Annotated in this window: 16 protein-coding genes; 8 read left to right on the forward strand and 8 right to left on the reverse strand. The window is 71.4% G+C overall.

The window, feature by feature from the left end; genetic code table 11:
* Nucleotides 1-646 precede the first annotated feature (646 nt).
* Together Q1B08_RS14450 and Q1B08_RS14455 are read right to left on the reverse strand one after the other, a co-directional pair.
* The gene (locus tag Q1B08_RS14450) at nucleotides 647-1,729 is read right to left on the reverse strand and encodes a ParB N-terminal domain-containing protein (protein WP_299820245.1); all 1,083 of its coding nucleotides are present in this window, start codon (nucleotides 1,727-1,729) and stop codon (nucleotides 647-649) included.
* Nucleotides 1,722-3,104: an AAA family ATPase gene (locus tag Q1B08_RS14455; protein WP_299820248.1), complete on the reverse strand. Its 1,383-nt coding sequence runs from the start codon at nucleotides 3,102-3,104 to the stop codon at nucleotides 1,722-1,724. The genes Q1B08_RS14450 and Q1B08_RS14455 overlap by 8 nt, the downstream gene beginning before the upstream one ends.
* Nucleotides 3,105-3,639: 535 nt before the next feature.
* On the opposite strand from Q1B08_RS14455, the gene Q1B08_RS14460 reads away from it, so the two are divergent.
* On the forward strand, nucleotides 3,640-4,341 hold the full coding sequence (locus tag Q1B08_RS14460; RefSeq protein ID WP_299820251.1) for a dimethylsulfonioproprionate lyase family protein: 702 nt from the start codon (nucleotides 3,640-3,642) through the stop codon (nucleotides 4,339-4,341).
* Nucleotides 4,342-4,647: 306 nt separating this feature from the next.
* Nucleotides 4,648-5,835, forward strand: coding sequence for a replication initiation protein (locus tag Q1B08_RS14465; protein ID WP_299820254.1), 1,188 nt, complete (start codon nucleotides 4,648-4,650; stop codon nucleotides 5,833-5,835).
* A gap of 64 nt (nucleotides 5,836-5,899) precedes the next feature.
* Here Q1B08_RS14465 and Q1B08_RS14470 read toward each other — a convergent pair whose 3' ends face one another.
* From Q1B08_RS14470 to Q1B08_RS14490, 5 genes are all read right to left on the reverse strand, one after another.
* Entirely contained in the window at nucleotides 5,900-6,337 is a 438-nt protein-coding gene (locus Q1B08_RS14470) for a PA2169 family four-helix-bundle protein (protein WP_299820257.1), read from the reverse strand.
* Between the two features lie 97 nt (nucleotides 6,338-6,434).
* Entirely contained in the window at nucleotides 6,435-7,550 is a 1,116-nt protein-coding gene (locus Q1B08_RS14475; RefSeq protein ID WP_299820260.1) for a trypsin-like peptidase domain-containing protein, read from the reverse strand.
* Nucleotides 7,551-7,917: 367 nt separating this feature from the next.
* On the reverse strand, nucleotides 7,918-10,341 hold the full coding sequence (locus Q1B08_RS14480; protein WP_299820263.1) for an FAD-dependent oxidoreductase: 2,424 nt from the start codon (nucleotides 10,339-10,341) through the stop codon (nucleotides 7,918-7,920).
* Nucleotides 10,338-12,722, reverse strand: a complete 2,385-nt coding sequence (locus tag Q1B08_RS14485) for an FAD-dependent oxidoreductase (protein ID WP_299820266.1) — start codon at nucleotides 12,720-12,722, stop codon at nucleotides 10,338-10,340. Before Q1B08_RS14485 ends, Q1B08_RS14480 begins: the two co-directional genes overlap by 4 nt.
* Entirely contained in the window at nucleotides 12,719-13,267 is a 549-nt protein-coding gene (locus Q1B08_RS14490) for an XRE family transcriptional regulator (RefSeq protein ID WP_299820269.1), read from the reverse strand. The genes Q1B08_RS14485 and Q1B08_RS14490 overlap by 4 nt, the downstream gene beginning before the upstream one ends.
* Nucleotides 13,268-13,478: 211 nt before the next feature.
* Between Q1B08_RS14490 and Q1B08_RS14495 the strand changes: the two genes are divergently transcribed.
* From Q1B08_RS14495 to Q1B08_RS14520, 6 genes are all read left to right on the forward strand, one after another.
* On the forward strand, nucleotides 13,479-15,914 hold the full coding sequence (locus Q1B08_RS14495) for an EAL domain-containing protein (RefSeq protein WP_299820271.1): 2,436 nt from the start codon (nucleotides 13,479-13,481) through the stop codon (nucleotides 15,912-15,914).
* A gap of 196 nt (nucleotides 15,915-16,110) precedes the next feature.
* Nucleotides 16,111-17,121 carry an ABC transporter substrate-binding protein gene (locus Q1B08_RS14500; RefSeq protein ID WP_299820273.1) on the forward strand — a complete coding sequence of 337 codons (1,011 nt, stop codon included), beginning with the start codon at nucleotides 16,111-16,113 and terminating at the stop codon, nucleotides 17,119-17,121.
* 2 nt (nucleotides 17,122-17,123) lie between these two features.
* A complete protein-coding gene (locus Q1B08_RS14505; RefSeq protein ID WP_299820275.1) occupies nucleotides 17,124-18,626 on the forward strand; it encodes a sugar ABC transporter ATP-binding protein in 1,503 nt (500 codons plus the stop codon).
* Nucleotides 18,623-19,549 (forward strand): ABC transporter permease, encoded by a 927-nt coding sequence (locus Q1B08_RS14510; RefSeq protein ID WP_299820277.1) that lies wholly within the window; start codon nucleotides 18,623-18,625, stop codon nucleotides 19,547-19,549. Before Q1B08_RS14505 ends, Q1B08_RS14510 begins: the two co-directional genes overlap by 4 nt.
* Nucleotides 19,546-20,484 (forward strand): ABC transporter permease, encoded by a 939-nt coding sequence (locus Q1B08_RS14515; protein WP_299820280.1) that lies wholly within the window; start codon nucleotides 19,546-19,548, stop codon nucleotides 20,482-20,484. The genes Q1B08_RS14510 and Q1B08_RS14515 overlap by 4 nt, the downstream gene beginning before the upstream one ends.
* A gap of 4 nt (nucleotides 20,485-20,488) precedes the next feature.
* Nucleotides 20,489-21,400, forward strand: coding sequence for an SMP-30/gluconolactonase/LRE family protein (locus Q1B08_RS14520; RefSeq protein ID WP_299820283.1), 912 nt, complete (start codon nucleotides 20,489-20,491; stop codon nucleotides 21,398-21,400).
* A gap of 80 nt (nucleotides 21,401-21,480) precedes the next feature.
* Here the strand turns inward: Q1B08_RS14520 and Q1B08_RS14525 are convergent, their stop codons facing one another.
* A complete protein-coding gene (locus Q1B08_RS14525) occupies nucleotides 21,481-22,437 on the reverse strand; it encodes a LysR substrate-binding domain-containing protein (protein ID WP_299820285.1) in 957 nt (318 codons plus the stop codon).
* Between the last annotated feature and the right edge of the window lie 62 nt (nucleotides 22,438-22,499).

The raw sequence follows: 22,499 nt of genomic DNA on the forward strand, positions 1-22,499 counted from the left end.
GCAAGGCGATGCCGTCGCTGGCGGAGGTCACGCTTCACCCGCCGGGCACCCGAAGGATTGATGGGCCACGACGCGGCCCGAACCCGCCGGGCGGACAGAGCGCCGGACAGTCGATCCATCCGTAGCCGCGATTTTCAGAGAACGGCTCCGGGCCGCGAACGAGGGCAAAGCCCCCTGCCCCTGCCCCCCTCCTACCTCCGTGCTCCCCTGTCCCCCTGCCTCCGTGCCCCCGCGCCCCCGTGCAGATGGGACGTTCAAACGACGCAGGTCGATTCCAACGCCCCCTCGTTCTTCGGCTCCGCCTTTCATCTCACTGCGAATGTCGGGCGGATGGGCGCTGACGCACCTGTGGAATGGCAGCGATTCAAACGGCGGGCGCCGACGCCCGCCGCAATCGGGCACGGATCCCACCCCGATCCGGGGGCGGAAGCGACATGCGACGTTACCTCAGCAAGTCGTTGCCCTGATCGTCAGGACAGCCTCCCGTCACACCGACGCGAAGACGCACCGCCCCTGACCAACGTGGGAAAACAGGAACCCTCGCCTCGAATTCGTTCTATAACAATGGCTTACGATCCACATCCTTGCCCACATGACGCGTCACGGCACCTAGGACCGATGTTCCGCGCCGGCGATCCTGTCCCCCTCAGGGCCGCTCCAGCAGCCGTTCGATCTCGGCGATCAAAGATTCCATGATCGCGTCATCGAGCCCCGGCCCTTCCAGCCGCAGCACATGCGCCTTGCGGTCCCGCGACCGGGTGATGGTGATCCCGCTGTTCAGGCGCGACGCGACCGGCCGGTCGGGCGCGGGTTTGGCGCTTCGCGGCCGCCCGCCCCGCGCGGCGTCCGGCGCGGCCCGCGCCTCGATGGCGACGACGGCGGGCTCCAGCGCGCGCCATTCGTCGGCGAAGCTCTCGGCCCGGAGCGATTCCAGCGCGTCGCGCAACTCCGGCTCGCCTCCGGCCCGAAGCGCCGCCGCAAGGCGCAGACCCTGCTTCTCGGTCATCGCCTCGGGATAATGCAGCAGATCGCCCAGATCCTCGAAGATCAGCGCGAAGGAGCGGACCTTGGACCGCTTGGCCTTGGACGCGGCGGCGAACAGCGCGTCGACCGCCGCCTCCACGTTCGGGTAGACCCCCTGCCCCGCCGCGATCACCGCGATCCGGCCCCGCTCGAAATGCGACAGGCTCGCGCGGACCTCGTTCTCCTCGACCATCGCCGCGAACGGCCCGCCCATCTTCTCGGGCTCCCGCACGACGGCCTTGATCGTCGCGTAGACGTCGAGCTTCGTCATCTCGTGCAGTTGCCGTACGGCCAGGAGCCGCCGGTAACCCGACAGCAACCCGTAGCGCCGCTCGCCTTGACTTTGCTCCAGCTCGAAGACCTCGATCGGCAGCCGGAGCCCGTTCCGCGAAATCGAATCGCGCAGCTCCAGAAGCTCCCCCTCGTCCATCACCGCCCGGTCCCGCACCAGCACCGTCTCGTCGATGGCCCCGAGCGGCACCTCCAGCAGCACCAGCCCCCTGGCCCGCGCCTCGGAGAACGCTTCCGAATCCGCGCGATACCGTTCCCCCTCGGCCCGTTCGTCGACATCCCGCAGATCCGCCGCCGCCGCCGAATCCGCCGCCAGCGCCCCGATCGGGGCCACCTTGGTTTCGCGGCGAAACCTCTGCTCGAACTCGGCGAGGTCGTCCGGGTTCGGCGCCTCAAGCTTGCGTCGCTTAGCCATCGTTCGCCTCCATCTTCTGATCCCGCCACCACGCGCCGAGGATGACCTCCTTCACCTCGGCCCAGGTCCGGTCGAACGTCTCCCGCCCGCGCACATAGGTCTCCCGGTTGAACTCGCGGTAGTCGGCCTCGTAGATGCCGTTCACCTGTTCGCCGGCCTGCCCGATCATGGCGGTGAATTCCTGCCGGTAGGCGGTCATCAGATCGCCGAAATAGGCCTGCACCACGTTCGCCAGATCGGCCTGCTGGCCGGCGTCGAAGCGGGTGATGATGGCGCGGACGGCGTCCCATTCGAAGCGCATCTCGGGCAGGTCGTCGCGGCGGCGGGCGGCGTTCTCGCCGTCCTCGATGGAGGCGAAGGTGGAGTAGAGCATGTCGAAGAAGCGGCCCGTCGAGTCGAACTCGAGGAAGCTCGCGCCCAGGGGGACGAGGAGGATGTCGGAGGCGGCGAGGGCGTTGATCGTGAGGTAGCCGAGGGCCGGGGGGGTATCGAGGAAAACGAGGTCGTACTCCCCGAGAATCCCCTCGCCGCCGAGCGCGTTGGTGAGCGCGTCCCAGAGCGGCCAGGAGCGCAAGGCCATTCGCCAGACGGGCACCTGGAACTCGGCCCAATAGAGGTTGAGCTGCGCGCCGATGAGGTCGATGTTGGGCCAGTGCGTCGGCTGGATCACGTCGCGGGCGGCGATGCCGGAGGCGGCGCGCAGCGTTTCGTCGAGCGGGATGGGCGCGCGGCCGCCGGCCTCCCGCACCCGGTTCTCGGCCTCCACGGCGCGGGCGTAGTCCTTGGCGAGAAGGGGGAACGCGGTCATCCATTCGTCGTCGACCTTGCCGCCCATGATCGAGGTCATCGAGCCCTGCGAGTCGAGGTCGATCACGAGAACCTTGTAGCCGTCGAGCGCGGCGGACATGGCGAGATGGGCGCAGGTCGAGGTCTTGCCGACGCCGCCCTTGAAGTTCGCGACGGCCACGATCTTTGCGTCGAGCCCTTCCGGCCGCCAGGGCCGGTATTCGCGGTCGGCGGCGCCCTCGGCGGCGAAATGATCGCGAAGGGCCAGCACCTCGGCCAGGGTGAACCACTTCGAGTTGCCCTCGCCGATGCCCTGCGGCAGGTCGGGATGGGCCTTCAGGACGCGCCGCAAATGCGCGGGCGCGACGGGGATCAGGTAGCGGCAGACCTCCCATGTGGAGAACCGCCTGAGGCGCTTGGCGCCGTCGGGGGCGTAGCCGCGCTTTGCCAGGTCCTCGCGACCCTTGGCGGCGAAGGCGGCGGCCTTGGCGAAGCGCACCGTGTCGATCGGAGGTCCGAGCTTGGCTGCCGCGCGGGCGGGGTCGATGTTCGAATACGGGGGCAGGGGGCCCTTGCCGGATGATGTCATGCTGCCTCGACGACGTGCGATTGTTTTCCGCTTATAGTGCGAACTCTGGCACGTCCCGAGGCGTTTGCAAATCGTCCAGGGGCAATGTGGCCCCGATCGGGCCGGTTTCGCCACGAAACCACGAGCAAAACCCGACGCAACACTTGTCTAGGCTTTCGGATCTTTAAGGACTTTGCGACGGAAAATCCGTTCCGGGCCAACAGCTTGTTCCGCAACGGGCACCCGTGAACGGGGCGACGGGTATCCGTCTGCGGGACGACAGGTCGCCGATTCCGGGCCAGACGGTTCCGATTCGCGGGAACGACGGGCCTTCCCGCGCGATCATGCCCGAAACACGAGGCGACAGCGGGATATGGGAGGGGCAGCGTCCCGTGAACGGGTGCCTTTGCGGCGCGGCACGCCGGCGGCAATTCGACAAGGTGCCCGGATGCGGGATGCGCGGACCCGATCCTCGGGATGGAACAACGGGCATCGTCGGTGGATTGGCCCCGGAGGCCGGCGGGGCAGGGCCGGCAGCCGAAAGGGGGGACGCCGCATGGATCAGGACGCCGCGGAGACCGGAGCGGCGGAGGGGGCCGGCCCCCGCCTCAAGGACAATCCGGACGTGTTCTACCTGCTGCGGGAATTCGAGACGCTTTACCGGTTCGGCTCGGACGGCGGGAGCCGGGCCATTCGGGCCCACCGGCGCCGGGTGCGCGAAACGCTGTCGGCCGTGATCGCGAGGAATCCGGCGATGCTGGCGCGGGACGCGGCGACGAAGCCGATCACAGGGCATCTGTCCCGCGCGCTCGACCTGGGGGAACGGGGGGCGATGGGGTCGATGGCGCGCGCCTTGCGCGAAATCCGCGCCCGGCTGACCTGGGAATACGGATACGAGCGGATGCCGGCGGCTCTGGCGCGGAAATACGCCTATTGCGAGGTGCTGGGGCCGCGGGGGCCGGTGTCCTGCGAGGCGCTTGTCCTGGGCTTCGTCCTGTTCGCGCCCGACACGACCTATCCGCAGCACAGCCATCCCGACATCGAGGAAAGCTATGTCTCCGTCGCGGGCGCATGGTCCGAGAACGAGGCGGCCGTCTACGCGCCGGGATCGCTGATCCTGAACCGGCCGGGCGAGGCGCACCGGATCACGACGGGGCCGGCCGATCCCTGTCTGCTGGCCTATGCCTGGACGGGACCGGCGGCGGCGCTGGCGGCGCCGGGCATGACGCTGAGCGGGACGCGGACGGGACGGGGATGAGGCGGGAGGAGGCACGCGGCGTCGTGCCCTTTCCGTGACGCCGCCGCCACGCAGACGGGGTCCGCATCGCGGAAAGGGCGGCCCCCGCCCCGAGGGGCGGACGGGGGCGGCCGGGCGTTTCGCCGCGCGGTCCATCCTTCGGAGGCCGGCCCGGATCCTCGCGAAGCCTTGAGGAACCCGTCTACGGGATGACATCCACGCCGGCGCCCCCCGTCCCGAAAGTACCCGGACGGGGCTGGATCGCGGGTGCCTTCTGGGGCATGGTCCCCGCAGATCCCGACAGAGGATTCGGGCGAGGAGGGCATCATGGGCGCATCCGGGGCGGGGGCCTTGGCGGAAAACGGGATCGACCGGTCGCGGCTGACCGGCGCGCTCCGGCGGCCCTCGGTCAAGAAGAACGTGGCCGCGATCCACGTCTCGGGCAAGCTCACGCTGTTGCAGCGGAAGCTGTCGAACGTGCTGCTGCTCAACGCCTACGACACGCTCGTCACCGCGACCCGGCACGAGATCGACGCGCGCACCCTGTGCCTGATGATCGGCTACAACTCGAACGATTTCGAGACGCTGAAGGCGAGCCTGCGCGGGCTGGCCGAGACGGTCGCCGAATGGGACATGCTCGACGAGCGGGGGCGGCAGGAATGGGGGATCTCCGCGCTTCTGTCCTATGCCAAGCTCAAGGGGGGCGTGTGCGAATACGCCTATTCGCCCGCGCTCGCCGAGAAGCTGCACGATCCGCGGGTCTTCGCGCTCATCAATCTCGACATCCAGCGGCGGTTCACCTCCGGCCACGCGCTGGCGCTCTACGAGAACTGCTACCGCTTCGTGCGCACCGGCAGCACGGGGTGGTGGCCGCTCGAGACCTTCCGCCGGCTGATGGGGGTGGAGGAGAGCGAATATTACCGGGTGTTCAAGCATCTCAACGCCAAGATCATCAAGCCGGCGGTGGCCGAGGTGAACCGGACCTCCAACATCACGGTGACGCCCGAGACGCGGCGGCGGGGCCGGGCGGTGACCGACATCCGGTTCCTGATCGCGGAGAACCCGCAGCTCTCGATCCTGCCGATCGACGACGGGGCGGGGGTGCGGGGGGCGCCGGTCTATGCGCGGCTCCAGGCGCTCGGCGTGTCCGACCGGCTGGCGCGGCAATGGGTGGCGGAGCACGGCGAGGCGGCGGTGGTCCGGAAGCTCGACTTCGTGGAAGGGCAGGGGGGCGTGAAAAGCCCGGTGCGTTATCTCAGCGCGGCCTTGCGCGACGGATACGGGAACGGGGGGGAGGCCGCGGCGGCGGCGCCCTCGGAGCGGGCGCGGCGTCTGGAGCGGGTGCGCGACCTGGCGGCGGCCCGCTCGCCCACGCAGCGCGACGCGGATCGGCGGCTGTTCCTGTCGGGGCTGCGGGACGGGGCGCTCCGGGCGGATTTCGAGCGTCACGGCTGGATGTCGCCGCTGAACGCGGAGGCGATCTTCGCGTTCTGGGAGGACATGGCCGGCGGCTAGGGCCGGAGCGCGGTCCTGTGCCCCGGGGGGGTGGCCCCCCGGGGTTCGGCCCGGCCGCGCCGGATCAGTCGTATTGCGCTTCCAGCCGGTCGGTCAGGCGCTCGCCCTCCGCGATCTCGGCATGGGCGCGGACCAGCACCTCGCGGGTCTGCACGTCGAGGGTGCTGTCCTCGAGCGCCTCGCGGAACTTCTTCTCGATGTGGTCCTCGCCTTCCTCCACGCGCTCGGCCGCGCTTTCGTCGCCGCTCGAGAACGCGTCCGTGAGCGAGGTCCAGGCCTGGTGCGCGGCGCCGAGGGCGGAGCCGGACGTGCGGGCGCTTCCGCCGAGGCGGACGATCTCGCCGTTCAGCGTTTCCACGAGGGCGCGGCGCTTGGTGGCCTGTTCGCGCAGGACGTTCTGGAGGCCGGGGGTCTTGGCGACCTCGCTGGCCTTCTCGTAGCCGTTCGCGCTGTCGATGGCGGTGTCGGTGAGGGTTTCGAGGGTCTTCAGGTCGTTCGACATGTCTTGTCCTTCCGAATTCCGGTTGCCGGACAGAACACGTTGGACTTCGCGAGGTTCCAGACCGGCCGGCCCGCCGCCGCGTCGTGTCGCGGGGCGGTCAGGACGGCCCGTCGAGGGTGACCGTCGCGGCGTGGCGCCGGCCGTCGCGCAGCACCACGAGTTCGACCTCGCTGCCGGCTTCGCGCATGTCGAGGGCGACCAGGAGGTCCTCGGTCGTCGCAACGGGCTGCCCGCCGAGCTCGACCACGATGTCGCCCGGCACGAGGCGGCCGTCGGCGGTGACCTCCGCGGGCCGGAGCCCGGCGCGCGCCGCCGCCGAGCCGGGCGCGACCCCGAGGACGAGGACGCCGCTCAGGCCCTGCCGCCGCGCCAGCTCGTTGATACGCGCGTCGTAGTCGATGCCGAGCGCGGGCGGGGCGTAGCGCCCCGTGGCGATGAGCTGTGGGACGACGCGGTTCACGACGTTCACGGGAACGGCGAAGCCGATGCCCGCGCTGCCGCCGGAGGGGCTGTAGATCGCGGTGTTCACGCCGATCAGCCGTCCCGCGCTGTCGAGCAGCGGTCCGCCGGAATTGCCGGGATTGATCGCCGCGTCGGTCTGGATCAGGCCGCGAAGCGTGCGCCGGTCCGCGCCCGGAAACTCCCGGTCCAGCGCCGAGACGATGCCGGTGGTCAGCGTCCAGTCCAGCCCGAACGGATTGCCGATGGCGAGCACGTCCTGCCCGACCTGGATGTCGTCGCTTCGCCCGACGGGAAGCGGCGGGGCGTCGCCGCCCTCGATCCGGAGCACGGCGAGATCGTGGGCGGGATCGGTCCCCACGAGGCGGGCGCGGTAGGTCTCCCCGTCCGCGAGCTGCACCAGGGCGGCGGCGGCGCCTTCGATGACGTGGTTGTTGGTGACGATGTGCCCCCGCGCGTCCCAGACGAAGCCCGAGCCGCTTCCGCGCGGCACCACGTTCGAGGTCCGGCCCCAGAGGTCGGTGACGCGCGGGGACGTGGTGATGAACACGACGCTTCCGCGCGCGGCCTGAAAGGTCTCGATCACGGAGCGCTCGCGCGCCGGCAGGTCGGGACGCGGCGCGACGGGCCGGGGCAGGGCGGGCGGCGCGAGGAGCCTGTCGAGGATGTCCGGCCCGCTTTGCCACGACACCCCCACGAGGATCGCCGCCAGCGTTGTCAGGGCCAGCCGGGAAAGAAAGCGTCGCTCGTCCATCGTGTCCGTCGTCCTGCCTGTGCGTCGTCCTGCCTGCGCGTGCGGGGGCGACGGGTCGCGCGCGGGGATGCCCGTCGCCCCCAAGATGTCGCGCCGGCGCGCCGGTTCAACGGTGTCCGGCCGCCGCCGGGGCAAGGGCGGGGCCGGGCCGAGATCGGGATCGCGATCGGGATTGTCTACCGCCGGACCGGCCGCCGCAACCGTCCGGGCCGCGCGGAGGCGCCGGAACGTTTCCCTTGGGCCGGGATCGGCGAACCCGCAGGCCGCCGCCGGACACCGCCGATCCCGAAGCCCGGCCGCCGGGCATCGTCCGGGGGCGCTGCGCGGGCCGTCGCGACCCTGCCGGTGCGGCCGGCATGGCGTCGGATCAGGCCCGCATCCGTTCGCCCTTCGGGTCGAGGAGCGGGCGCAGCGACGCCTCGGCGTCGACCGGGGTTCCGGCCACCTCGATCCGGTAGCGGGAGGCCAGCACCTCCGCCGCGCTTTCGCCGGAGCAAGGGACGTAGCCCAGGCCCACCGCGCCGCCCAGCGTGTGGCCGTAGCCGCCCGAGGTGAGGTGGCCGACCATCTCGCCGTCGCGCAGGATCGGCTCCGCGTGGAACAGGAGCGGTTCGGGGTCGAGCAGCCGGAACTGGACCAGCCGGCGCCCGAGGCCGCGCTCCCGCCGGGCGGCCACCGCGTCGGCGCCCACATGGCCGCCGGTCCGGCGGCAGGCGAAGCCCAGCCCCGCCTCCAGCACGTGATCGGCGGGCGTGATGTCGTGCCCCATGTGGCGGAAGCCCTTCTCCAGCCGCAGCGAATCCATCGCGTGCAGGCCCGCGAGCGCGAGACCCCGTTCGGCGCCGGCGGCGAGGAGGGTCTCGAAGGCGTGAACGGCCATGTCGGCGGACACGTAGACCTCCCAGCCGAGCTCGCCCACGTAGGACAGGCGGTGCAGGCGGGCGAGGCCCAGCCCCAGCTCGACCTCGCGGGCGGTGCCGAAGGGGTGGGCGGCGTCGCTCATGTCCGCCGCCACGCAGGCGGCGAGGATCTCCCGCGCGCGGGGGCCCATCACGGCCATCACGGCCTCGCCCGCGGTCACGTCCGTCACCGTCGCGGCCATGTCGCCCGCGAGCCGCCGGAGCCGCGTCTCGTCGCGCAGCCGTGTGGCGGCGGGGGTGACCATCAGGAAGGCGGTCTCGGACAGGCGGGTGACGGTGACGTCCGCCTCGATCCCGCCGCCGGCGTTGAGCATCTGCGTGTAGACGATCCGGCCCGGCGCGACGTCGAGATCGGCCGCGCAGGCCAGCGCCATGAGGCGCGGCGCGTCGCGGCCCTCCACGCGCAGCTTGCCGAAGGAGGACATGTCGTAAAGGCCCGCGCCCCCGCGCACCGCCAGATGCTCGGCCCGCTGCGCGTGCCACCACGTCTCGCGGCCCCACCCGTAGCGGTAGCCCTCGTTCGGGGCGCCGAACCAGTTCGCGCGCTCCCACCCCGCGAGCTCGCCCATGACGGCGCCGCGATCCAGAAGCTCCCGGTGGAGGGGCGAGCGGCGCACGCCACGGGCGGTGGCCTTCTGCCGAGCGGGCCAGTGGTCGGCGTAAAGCAGGCCTAGCGTTTCGGAGGCGCGTTCGCGCAGGTAGCGGCGGTTGCGCTGGAACGGCTCCATCCGCGCGATGTCCACGTCCATCAGGTCGAAGGGCATCTCGCCGCCCTCCATCCATTGCGCCAGCGCCAGCCCGGCGCCGCCCGCCGACTGGATGCCGACGGAATTGAAGCCCGCCGCGACCCAGACGTTGCCGGTCCCCGGACAGGGGCCGAGATGGTAGGCGTCGTCGGGGGTGAAGCTTTCGGGGCCGTTGAAGAAGGTGTGGATGCCGGCCTCCGCCAGAATTGGCAGGCGGGCGCAGGCGCGTTCGAGGATCGGCTCGAAATGGTCGAAATCCTCGGGCAGCTGGTCGAACTCGAAATCGGCGGGGATCGGGCCCCAGGGCTTGGCCACGGGCTCGAACGCGCCGAGCAGCAGCTTGCCCGCATCCTCCTTGTAGTAGGCGCATTCGTCGGGCACGCGCAGCACCGGCAGCGCGCCCAGCCCCGCGATGGCCTCGGTGACGATGTAGAAATGCTCGCAGGCCTGAAGCGGCACCGGCGCGCCCAGCGTCTCGCCCAGATCGCGCGCCCACATGCCCGCGCAGTTGACGACGTGATCGCAGGCCACGGCCCCCGTCCCGCCGTCCTGGCGCCATTCCACATGGGTGATCCGGTCGCCCCGACGGCGCACGCCCGTGACCTCGGCGCCCTCCAGCACCCGCGCGCCCTTCGCGCGGGCACCCCTGGCGAGGCTCAGGGCGATGCCGGTCGGGTCGCCCTGTCCGTCCCGGGGCAGCCACACGCCGGAGCGGACGTCGGACGTCTCCAGATGCGGGTAGCGGCGTTTGACCTCGGCGGGCGAGATCTCCTCCACTTCGACGCCGAAGGCCCGGGCCATGGCGGCCTGCCGGGCGATCTCCTCGCGGCGGTCGTCGGACAGCGCGACGGTGATGGAGCCGGTGCGCCGGAACCCGGTGGCGAGCCCGGTTTCGGCTTCCAGCCGGCCGTAGAGCTCCTGGCTGTACTTGGCGAGCCGGGTCATCGCGGGCGTCGCGCGCAGCTGCGCGATGAGGCCGGCGGCGTGCCATGTGGTGCCCGAGGTGAGGCGGCGGCGCTCCAGAAGGAGGGGATCCCAGCCGAGCTGCGCCAGATGGTAGGCGACGGAGCAGCCGACGACGCCGCCGCCGATGACGACGACGCGGGCGGAGGCGGGGACGTTCATGCGCGGAGCCTCGTATGGTCGGGATCCCAGGCGGCGCCGGGCAGGACCCGCGCGGCTGCGGGCATGCCGAAGAGGTCGATGGCGAGTTCCGTGCCCGGCCCGGTCAGGTCGGCGGGCAGCATCGCGAGCGCGAGCGCCTTGCCCGCGCGGTGGCCCCAGGCGGCGGAGGTGACCTCGCCCACGATCGCGCCGTCATGGAGGACGTTGGACATGGCGAGCGGCTCCGTCGCGCCGTCGTGCTCCAGCAGCGCGAGGCGGCGCGCGGGGGTGCCGGGGTCGCGCAGGAGGCGCGCGACGCCCAGCTCCTCGGGGGTGTAGTCGATCGAAATCTCGGCCTTCCAGGCGGGCCAGCCCTTTTCCAGCCGCATGGATTCGAGGGCGATCATGCCGAAGGGCCGCGCGCCCGCCGCGAGGATGGCATCCCAGAGCGCGGGCATGGCGGCGGGCGGGGCGTGGAGCTCCCAGCCCAGCTCGCCCGCGAAGGACACGCGGGCGAGGTGGCAGGCCCGGCCCGCGACCGTGGCGGGGGCGTGGCGCAGCCAGGGGGCGTCGAGATCGGCGTCGGCGTTCGCGGCCCGCAGCACCTCGCGCGCCTTCGGTCCGGTCACGAGCAGGCACGACACGTCGTCCGTCCGGTCGCGCAGCGTCGCCCCGTCCGGCAGGCCCCCCGCGAGGGCGTCGCGGTCGTGCCATTGCGCGGCGGCGGCGGTCAGGAGGGTGAAGCGGTCGGCCTCGTGGCGCAGGATCGAGAACTCGGCGAGGCAGCGCCCGCGCCCGTCGCGGAGATAGGCGAGGCCGAGGCGGCCGATGCGGGGCAGCCGCGTCGCGATCCGCCCCGCGAGCCAGTCCGCCGCGCCCGTGCCGGCGAGCTCGAAGCGGGAAAAGCCGCAAAGGTCGATCACGCCCGCGCCCTCCTGCACGGCGGCGACCTCCTCCGCCACGGCGTCCCACCAGGGGCCGTGGCGCGCGAAGGTGGCGGACGCCGCCCCGGAGGTGTCGTCGCCCGGACGCGCGTACCACAGCGCCCGCTCCCAGCCGCCGAACGGACCCATCTGCGCGCCCGCCGCGCGGACGCGGTCGTGCACGGGCGAGAGGCGCTTGTCGCGCCCGGCGGGCCAGGCGCGATGCGGGTGGTGGATGGCGTATTCGTGGCGGTAGGTCTGCAGGCCCATCGCGTCGGCGGCGGGCTGATCCACCCAGCCTGTGAAGCGGCGCGGGTCGACGCACCACATGTCCCATTCGGGGGCCCCGTCGACGATCCATTCCGACAGGACCTTTCCGGCGCCGCCCGCCTGCGCGATGCCGAAGGTGAACACGCAGGCCTCGAACGCGCCGGGCACCCCCGGCATCGGCCCGATCAGGGGCAGGCCGTCGGGGGCGTAGGGGATCGGGCCGTTGATGACCCGGGAAATACCGGCGGAGGCCAGCAGCGGGACGCGCGCCATCGCGTCCTCGATATAGGGTTCCAGCCGGTCGAGGTCGTCGGGGAAGAGCTGGAACGAGAAGTCCTCCGGCATCGGCTGGTCCGGCCCGATCCAGTGGCCCCGACCGCCGCGCTCGTAGGGGCCGAGGTTGAGGCCGGTCTTCTCCTGACGCAGGTAGTAGCTGACGTCCGGATCGCGCAGCAGGGGCAGCTTGGCGCCGGTCTCGCGGGTCCAGGCGGCGATCTCCCCGATCTCCTCGGTCAGCAGGTACTGGTGCTGGAGGACGACCATCGGCACGGTGCGGCCGCCATGCGGCCGGAACCATTCGCCGACGCGCTGCGCGTAGTATCCGGCGGCGTTGACGACGTAGCGGCATCGGATGTCGCCCTTCGCGGTATGCACGATCCATTCGTCGCCCGCGCGGCTGACGCCGGTGGCGGGACGGAAGCGGTGGATCGTGGCGCCGCGCCGACGCGCCCCCGCGGCCAGCGCCTGCGTGAGCGAGGCGGGGTCGGCATCGCCGTCATGCGCGTCCCAGAACCCGCCCCGGAGGTCGTGGGTCTCGAGAAAGGGGTAGCGGTCGCGCATGTCCGCGACGCTCATCATACCGGTCGGCATGCCGAGCTTGCGGCCCCAGGATGCGACATGCTCGAACTCGCGCATGCGGTCGTCGGTATGGGCCAGCCGGATCGCGCCGGTGACGTTGTAGGTGAACGGCGTTCCGGTGGCCTCCGCGAGCCCGCGGTAAAGCTCCATGGAGTAGCGCTGCAGCCGGGTCATGCCGAGCGAGGTGGAGAAGGTCGGGCAGTTCCCGGCCGCGTGCCAGGTCGAGCCGGCGGTCAGCTCGTTCTTCTCCAGGAGGGTGCAGTCGGTCCAGCCGCGCAGGGCCAGATGGTAGAGGCAGGACGCGCCCACGGCGCCGCCTCCGATGACGACGACGCGGGCGGTCTCGGTCATGCGTTGCTCTCCTGCGAGTAGATGGCCGGCGAGATGATCCAGAGCGCGACGGCCGGCGCGGCCCGGTCGTTGGCCCAGCGGAAGGGCCGGCCGCGCAGCCGCGCGGTGTCGCCCGGACGAAGGTCGTGGCGATCCTCGCCCAGCCACAGCGTCAGGCGGCCGGACAGGAGGTGCACGATCTCGGTGGTGTCGCGGCGCACGGGATCGGTGCGGCGCGCACCGGGCGCGAAGGTCGAATGGATGACCTCGAACCCGTCCGTGAGATCGGGCGAAAGAAGCTGCTCGCGCAGGCCGGGCACCCGTTCGCCGATGGGACGGCGCGCGGCGGCGCGGACGATGTCGCCCCCCGCGCGGTCGGTGAGCAGCGACAGCGGCGCGTCGAATATCTCCGCCAGCTGCCCGAGCCTGGCGATGTCGGGCGTCGAGAGGTCGCGCTCCACCTGGCTCAGCCAGCCGACGGACCGGTCGAGCCGGGACGCGACCTCCGTGAGGGTCAGTCCGCGGGCGATGCGCAGGGCGCGCAGGTCGGCTCCAAGCGCGGTCATGGCCGTCTCCGTGAAATATCGGAGTCATATTTCACCGTGCCGCCACGCCGGGCAAGCGCGAAATCGCGGTCGCGATAAGCGCACGGGGCGGCGTGGAATCCGTAAAGGACTGTTTTGCCTAAAAGGCTTCGTCTTCGGACGGGACGTTTTTCACGCTCCGTTCACCCGTTTGGGGCGAGGCGTCTCGGAAACATCATCGAGGCATATCGTCATGCGCGAATACGTGTTTCTCAACCTGCTGGGCACCGCGCCGATCTATGTGCTGACGGCGCTTCTGGTCTGCATGGTGATGGCGGGGACGCTCATCCTGCTGTTCCACCACATCGACTCGACCTCGGGACGCATCCGGATCGGCTGGGCGGCCCTTTCGGCGCTGGTGGCGGGGGTGGGCGTCTGGACCACGCATTTCGTGGCGATGCTGGGCTACCGGCCGGATCTGACCCTCGTCTACGACGGGCTGACGACCTTCGTCTCGGCGGTGGCGGGCGTCGCCCTCGTCGGCGGGCCGATCGCGGCGAGCTTCTTCGTCACCGGATGGCGCCGTGCGACCGCCGGCGCCTTCGCCGGGCTCGGCGTGGGCGCCATGCACTTCACCGGCATGTCGGCCCTGCAGGGGTGCCTTCTCGCATACAACGCGGTTTCCGTCGCGCTCGGCCTCGCCTTCGGCGCCGGATTCTTCGCCTTCGCGATCGGAAGCGACCTCGCCCGGCGCCGGGTCCTGCTGCGGGCGGGCGCCATCGTCGCCGGCGTCTGCACGCTGCATTTCACCACGCTGGCGGGCCTCTCGATCGAGCTTCTGACGCCCGACCTGTCGGCCATCGACGGCGTGATGCTGTCCGCGCTGATCGCGGTGACCTCGCTCGGGCTGTCGACCGTCGGTCTCGCCGTGACCGTCAGCGCCCGGCGGCTGCAACTGGAGCGGGAGCGGTCCGCGGACGCCCAGGCGCATCGGAACGCCGCCTTCGCGACCGCGCTGCGCCACATGTCGAACGGCCTCGTCATGGTCGCGCCGGACGGGCGGATCAGCGCGATCAACGAGCGTGCGTGGGAGATCCTCGGACTGGACGGGACCCAACTCGAGGAGGGGGCCTCCCTGCGGGGATTCCTCGATGGCGTGGGAACAGGCCAGAACCGGGGCGCGGACGACCTTCATTCGATGATCCGCAAGCATTTCGACAACCTCGCGGCGGAGGGGTATTCCCGAACGGAGGAGAAGCTCGAGGACGGCCGCATCATCGCGGCGACCTGCAAGCGGACGCCGGAAGGCGGCGTCGTCCTGACCTTCGACGACCTGACCGAGTACCGGACAGCCGAGGCGGAGATCGCGCATCTGGCCTTCCACGATTCCCTGACCGGCCTGGCGAACCGCCGTGGCTTCCGGGAACATGTGCAGACGGTCGTCGGGCGCGACCGGCAGACCACGCTCCTCGTTCTCGATCTCGACCGGTTCAAGCCTGTCAACGACACGCTGGACCACCCCGTCGGCGACGCCCTTCTCGTCGCCGTGGGAGAGCGCCTGACCGGAATCGTGGACGGCCGGGGATCGGTGTTCCGCCTCGGCGGAGACGAGCTTGCCATCGTCCTGAGCGGCCTCGACGACGGCGCGGCGCGCGCATTGGCCGAACACGTCGTCGCCGGCGCGGCCGAGAGCTTCCAGATCGGGGCCCACACGATCTCCATCGGGTGCAGCATCGGCATGACGGTCCTGGCGCCGGGCGAGCATCCGGCCGAAGGTCTCCAGCGGGCGGATCTCGCGCTTTACCGCGCGAAGGAGCGGGGCCGGAGCCGGGTCGAGGTCTACGAGGCGGGCATGCTCGAACAGGCGCAACGCCGGCGGCAGATGGAGCTCGACATGCGGCACGCGCTGGACAACGACGGGTTCGAGCTGCACTACCAGCCGCTCTACCGGCTCCCGGATCAGCGACTGCTGGGCTTCGAGGCGCTGATCCGGTGGAAGCATCCGGAATTCGGTTTCGTCTCTCCCGCCGACTTCATCCCCCTCGCGGAGGAGACCGGCCTGATCCTCGGCATCGGCGCCTGGGTGCTGGACCGCGCCTGCCAGCAATTGCGCCGCTGGCCGGACAACATCCACGTCGCGATCAACGTGTCGGCCGTGCAGATGCGGATGTCCGATCTCGCGGACGACGTGGCCGCCGCCCTCGATCGCCACGGCGCGACCGCGGACCGGCTGGAGATCGAGCTGACGGAAACGGCGCTGGTCGAGGACGGCGAGGCGATCGCGGAAACGCTCCGCCGTCTGCGCAGGCTCGGCGTCCGGATCGCGATGGACGACTTCGGAACCGGCTATTCGTCGCTCGCCCATATGCGCAACTTCGAGCTCGACCGCATCAAGATCGACCGCAGCTTCGTGGATACGAGCGACGACGACATCGGCGCGCGCGCGGTGATCCGGGCCGTCACCAGCATGGCGCGCGACCTTTCGATCCTGACGATCGGCGAGGGCGTCGAGACGCCCGAACAACTCGCGCGTCTGACGGAGCTCGGCTGCGACGTCGCGCAGGGCTTCCTGCTGGGCCGGCCCCTCGCGCAGGACGTCGCCAGCGCGCTCGTGACGGAGCAGGACATGGCCGACGACGCGGCGGCGGACGCCACGGTGGTCCCGCTCAGCCGCAAGGACGCGGCCTGAGAGCGGGGCTTGTCCGACGTATCCGCCCCGAACGGGGCGATCGGTCGGGCGTCGGTCCAAGCAGGGCGAAACCGAAGCGGCGGGTCCGGCCGGCGCGGGGCGGCCGCGGATCCCGCTTTGAGTTTTGCTGACGGGCTGTCACTATCCGTCGCGGCGCGGCCGGGGGGGTCGGCCAACCGCATCTGGGAGGATCCACATGAAAGCCGCGACCTGTCTCGCCCTGACCACCGCGCTCGTCGTGGGCACCGCCGCGACGGCCGACACGCCCGACAAGCGCATCGCCCTGTCGAACAACTATGCCGGAAATTCCTGGCGGCAGGCGATGCTCGAAAGCTGGGAGGCGGCGACGTCGCAGGCGGTCTCCGGCGGCATCGTGGCCGCGGCCGACGCCTTCACCACCGCCGAGAACCAGGCAACCGAACAGGCCGCGCAGATCCAGAACATGATCCTGCAGGGCTACGACGCGATCGTGCTGAACGCGGCCTCGCCCACGGCGCTGAACGGCGCGGTGAAGGAGGCCTGCGACGCGGGCATCGTGGTCGTCTCCTTCGACGGGATCGTGGAGGAGCCCTGCGCCTGGCGCATCGCCGTCGATTTCGAGCAGATGGGCCGCGACCAGATCGAGTACCTCGCGAACCGCCTTCCCGAGGGCGGCGCGCTTCTGGAGATCCGGGGCCTTGCCGGGGTGTTCGTGGACGACGCCATCTCCCGCGGGATCCATGACGGGGTGGCGGCGCATCCGGACTTCACCATCGCGGGCTCGGTCAACGGCGACTGGGCGCAGGACGTGGCGCAGCGCGCGGTCGCCGGCATCCTGCCGTCGCTGCCGGAGATCGTCGGCGTCGCGACTCAGGGCGGCGACGGCTACGGCGCGGCGCAGGCCTTCGAGGCGGCGGGCCGCGACATGCCGATCATCGTGCTCGGCAACCGGCAGGACGAGCTGCAATGGTGGGCCGAGCAGCGCGACGCGTCGGGTTACGAGACGATGTCGGTGTCGATCGCGCCCGGCGTCTCGACACTGGCCTTCTGGGTGGCGCAGCAGGTGCTCGACGGCGCCGAGGTGCCGAAGGACCTGACGGTGCCGTTCCTGCGGATCGACCAGGCGGACCTCGACGCGGCGCTCGAGACCACGCCGGAAGGCGGCGTCGCCAATACCGAATACGACCTCGAGGCGGCCAGGAAGGTAATCTCGGACGCCGCGTCCTGAGCATGGGCCACGACGATCGGGCGCCTGCGCGGGGCACGGGCGGCGCCGTCGGCGCGACTCCGATCGTCCGGTTCGAGGGCACGGGCCGCGCGTTCGGCGCGGTGCGCGCGCTGCACCCGTCCGACTTCGCCGTCCGGCCCGGCGAATGCGTGGCGCTCGTGGGCCATAACGGCGCCGGCAAATCGACGCTCGTCAATCTCGTCAACGCGGTGTTCCCGCCGAGCGAGGGCGCGGTCGTCTACGACCTGCCGCCCGGGGCCGCGCCCGCAGGGCGGAGCTTCGAGGCCGGGGCGGTGCGGGCGCGCCGCGCCGCAGGGGTGCGGGCGGTGCATCAGGAGCTGTCGCTCGCGCCGAACCTTTCCGTGCTCGAGAACCTGCGGATCGCGCAGCGCGACCTCGCGGGACGCGGGTGGCGCCGGCGGGCATCGGACCGGATGCGGGCATCGCTCGACGCGGTCTTTCCCGGCAACCGCATCCCGACCCGTGCCGTGGTTGGCGACCTCGCCCTGGCCGAGCGGCAGATGGTGGAGATCGCGATGGGCTTCGCGGACGGGATGGAGCCCGCGCGGCTCGTCATCCTCGACGAGCCGACCTCGTCGCTCGACGCCTCGGTCGCGGCGCAGCTCGTCGCCCATGTCCGCGCCTTCTGCGCCTCGGGCGGCGCGGCGATCTTCATCAGCCACATGATGGCGGAGGTCTTCGACATCGCCGACCGCATCGCCGTGATGCGGGACGGCCGCATCGTCGAGGACCGGCCCGCAAGCGCCTTCACGCAGCGAAGCCTCGTGGCGGCGATGGGCCACGTCGCGCCGGAAGCGACGGCTGCGGCGCGGGCGGCGCCGTCCGGCCCCGACATCCTCGGCGCGGATCATGGCCTTTCGGCCCGCGCGGGCGAGATCGTGGGGCTCGCCGGGCTGGCCGGTCACGGTCAGGCCGAAGCGCTCTCGCGGCTCTATCTGGCGCTTTCCTCGGACTGGCGCGCGGCGGGGGCGCCCCGCGCGGCCTTCGTGGCGGGCGACCGGGCCCGCGACGGCCTGTTCCCGCTCTGGTCCATCCGGCGCAACGTCTCGGCGGCGGGGCTCGGCCGGCTTGTCCGGCGCGGTCTCGTCGACCGGGCGGCGGAGGCGGCGCTGGCGCGGGACTGGAAGGCGCGGATCGGCATCCGCACGGACGACCTGTCGGCGCCGATCCTGTCGCTGTCGGGCGGCAATCAGCAGAAGGTGCTGTTCGCCCGCGCCCTCGCCACCGGGGCGCCGGTTGTCGTGATGGACGATCCGATGCGCGGGGTGGACGTCGGCACCAAAGCGCAGGTCTACGACATCATCCGGGCGGAGGCCGGGGCCGGGCGCACCTTCCTGTGGTATTCCACCGAAATGGACGAGATCCGCCTCTGCGACCGGGTGTTCGTTTACCGCAACGGCCGGATCGGTGCGGAGCTGCGGGGCGACGCGATCACCGGGGAGGCCATCGTGGCGAGTTCCTTCGAGATGGAGGCGGAGGCATGATACCCCGGATCGACATCCGCCTTCTGCTGCCGGTGCTGTCGCTGGCGTTGCTGCTCGCGGCGGTGTTCTGGCTGCAACCGCGCGCGATGAGCTATCTGGGGCTGAACCTGCTGTTCAATCTCGCCGTGCCGGTGGCGCTGGCCACGGTGGCGCAGATGATCGTGATCATGGTGGGCGATATCGACCTGTCGATGGGCGCCTTCGTGAGCTTCGTCGCCTGCGTGACCGCGACGCTCGTCGTCGATACGCCCGCCCTGGGTTACCTCGCGCTCGTCGCCGCGATCCTCGGCTACGCGGCGCTCGGCGCGCTGATCCAGGCGCGGCGGCTGCCGGCGATCGTGGTGACGCTGGGCATGTCCTTCGCGTGGGGCGGGCTGGCGGTGTTGCTGCTGCCCTCGCCGGGCGGCTCCGCGCCCGGATGGCTGCGCGCGCTGATGACGGCGAAGCCGCCGCTCGTGCCGATGGCGGTCCTGGCCTCCGTGGCCATCGCGCTCGTCACCCATCTCGTCGTCATGCGCTCCGCCTTCGGGGTGCTTCTGCGCGGGCTCGGGGGCAACGAGCGCTCGCTCGGCAAGGCCGGCTGGTCGCCGGTCCTGCTGCGCGCGGCGGCTTACGGGCTCGCCGGCATCTTCGCGGTCCTCGCGGGCATGACGCTGGTGGGACTTTCCACGGCGGCGGACGCGAACATCGCGCTGCGCTACACGCTTCTGTCGATCGCGGGGGTGATCCTCGGCGGCGGCGAGTTCACCGGCGGCCGCGTCTCGCCCGTGGGCGCGGTGGTCGGGGCGCTCACGCTGACCCTCGCCGGCAGTTTTCTGTCCTTTCTGCGCCTTTCGCCTGACTGGCAGATCGGCGCGCAGGGCGCGATCCTGATCGTCGTGCTCGCGGCGCGGCTCCTCTTCGCGCGGCGGCGGGCCCGATGACGGCGCTGCTCGACCGGCCCTGGATCTGGGCGTGGCTCGCGGCAATCGCGGCCTTTGCCGCCACCGCCGCGATCGGCCAGTCGCAGGGCATCGCGGGGCTTCTCGTCGCGGCGCTGACCTTTTCGGCCTTCACAACGCTGGTGGGGCTCGGCCAGATGTTCGTGATCACGCTCGGGCCGGGCAACATCGACCTGTCGATCCCGGCGACCATGACGCTCGCGGCCACCCTGTCGCTGAAGTTCATGGGCGGGGCCGGTGCGCTGGCGCTTCCGGGCTTCGCGCTGGCGCTCGCGATCGGCCTCGGCGCGGGGCTCGCGAACTACGCGTTGATCTGGCTGCTTCGCATCCCGCCGATCATCGCGACGCTCGCGGCCTCGTTCGTGTACCAGTCGCTGGCGATCTGGTCGAACCGGGGGCTGCGCATCAAGCCGCCGGAGATCCTCTCGGACGCGATGCTCGGCCGGACGCTCGGACTGCCCAACGTCGCCTATGTCGCGCTTCTCCTCTGCGGCCTGGCCTGGGTCGTGCTGGAGCGGGCGCGCTTCGGCCGCGAGGTGACGGCGATCGGACAGAACCCGCGCGCGGCGCGGCGCGTCGGCATTCCGGTGGAGCGGGTGCGCTGCGCGACCTACGTGCTATGCGCCGCGCTGGCCGCGCTCGCCGGGTTCCTGCTGGCCTGCTTCTCGGGGGGCGCGGCGCTCAACATGGGGCAGGAATACCTGCTGTCCTCCATCGCCGTCGTGGTCATCGGCGGCTCCTCCATCGGTGGCGGCCGGTCGAACGTCCCGGGCGTGCCGGCCGGCGCGCTGTTTCTGTTCCTTGTCGTGTCCATGCTCAATTCCTACGGACTCGGCGCGGGCGTCCGCCTGCTGCTGACCGGCATCATCATCGTCGGCATCGTGGCGCTCGGCGCCCGGCCCCGAACCGCGGAGTAGCGCCATGCCCCCCATCTACGAGATCGAGGATCCCCGGTTCCGCGCCCTGATCCAGCCGAACGCGCATCTGGAACGGCTGACGACCGGCCTTCGCTGGGCCGAGGGACCGGTCTGGTTCCCGGCCTTCGGCGTCCTGCACGTCTCCGACATTCCGAACGACCGCATCCTGCGGATCACGCCGGAGGGCGAGACCTCCGTGTTCCGCGACGGGGCGGGCTTCGCGAACGGCCATGCCCGCGACCGGGAGGGGCGGATGGTGTCCTGCCAGCACGGCACGCGCTCGGTCACGCGGACCGAGCCCGACGGACGGATCACGGTGATCGCCGACAGCTACGGGGGCCGGCGGCTGAACTCGCCCAACGACCTGGTCGTGGCCTCGGACGGGGCGATCTGGTTCACCGATCCGACCTACGGCATCCTCGGCGATTACGAGGGCCACCGCGCCGAGCGGGAGCAGCCCTGCAACGGCGTCTACCGGGTGGATCCCGACGGCACGGTCGCGCGGGTCATCGACGACGCCTTCGTGCAGCCGAACGGACTGGCCTTCTCGCCCGACGAACGCGTCCTCTACGTCGCCGAAAGCGGGTCCAGCCACGATCCCGACGTCCCGCCGGTTGTGCGGGCCTTTCCGGTGGCGGACGGGCGCTGCGGGCCGGGGCGCGACCTGTTCGCGGTCGATGCCGGATTGCCGGACGGCCTGCGCGTGGACCGGCACGGGCATGTCTGGTGCTCGGCCGGGGACGGCGTGCAGGTCTTCGACGCGGCGGGCGTCCGGCTCGGGCGGATCCGCGTGCCCGAAGTGGTGGCGAACCTCGCCTTCGGCGGACCGCGCGGCAACCGTCTCTTTATCGCGGCGACCACGTCGGTCTATTCCGTGTACGTGGAAAGCTCGGCCTGCGGGTGGCCGGCCCGCTGATCGCGGCCGGCGGTGTTCGCGACGACGCGTCGCGCGGGCGCGTCCCGCGCCGGATCCTTGCCATCCGTCGTTGCCGTCGATCAGGACGCCTTCGGCTTCTCGACGCTCGCGTGGATCGCCGTGACGAAGGCGCGCGCGGCGGCGGAGGGCGCCCGGCTGGCGGGCAGGAGGATGTGGGCGGTGTAGTCGATCGCCGGCCGGAACGGGCGGAGGACGATCCCCTCCACGAGCCGGTTGGAGATCGGGAACGGATTGACGATGGTGATGCCCATTCCCGCGGCGACGAAGGCGGCGGCGGCGATGTTGGTGGACGCCTCGATCACGACGCGCGGCGTCGTGCCCGCACGTTCGAGGACGCGGTCGATGGCGCTGCGGCAGGAATGACGGCGGGCCAGCGAGATGAAGGCCTCGCCGTCGAGATCGGCGGGACCGACGACGTCGCGGGCGGCGAGGGGGTGGCCGCGCGGGATCAGGCAGACCGCCTGCGTCGAGATCAGCGGCTCCGTCAGGATGCCTTCATGCGCGGAGCGGCTGTCCGTGAGGCCGAGGTCGAAGCGCGCCTCCGCGATCCCCGTGAAGAGCGCGTCGCTCGCCAGCACCTCGTAGACGATCCGCATCTCGGGGTGGCGCTTGCAGAACGCCACGACCAGCGACGGCAGGAAGCTGTCGGCGATGGTCGGCGGCGCGACGACGGAAAGCGTGCCGCTGTGCCCCGCATCCTCCGCCTCCGCATGTCCGGCGATGCTTTCCAGCGTCGCGAAGACCGGGCGCAACTGCTCGTTGATCGAAAGCGCGTCGACGTTCGGAACGAGCCGCGCCCCGGTGCGGACGAAGAGCGGGATACCGAGTCGGGATTCGAGCTGCGCCAGACGGCGGCTGACGGCGGATTGCGAGATGCCGAGCGCGCGTGCGGCGTTCATCGCCGTGCCGGTATCGATCAGCCTTTGCAAAACCTCGAGTTCGCGCAACGTGATGCCGGAACGACGGTCGCGCGCCTCCGCGGAAGAATCGCCCGGACTTGAGAGGCTGCCTGCCACGGGAATCTCCGTGTTAACCTATGCATGCCGCGCATAGTTATTTTCTGTTGACTTTCCTTTAA

Source organism: uncultured Jannaschia sp., from assembly GCF_947494025.1.
GTDB lineage: Bacteria > Pseudomonadota > Alphaproteobacteria > Rhodobacterales > Rhodobacteraceae > Jannaschia.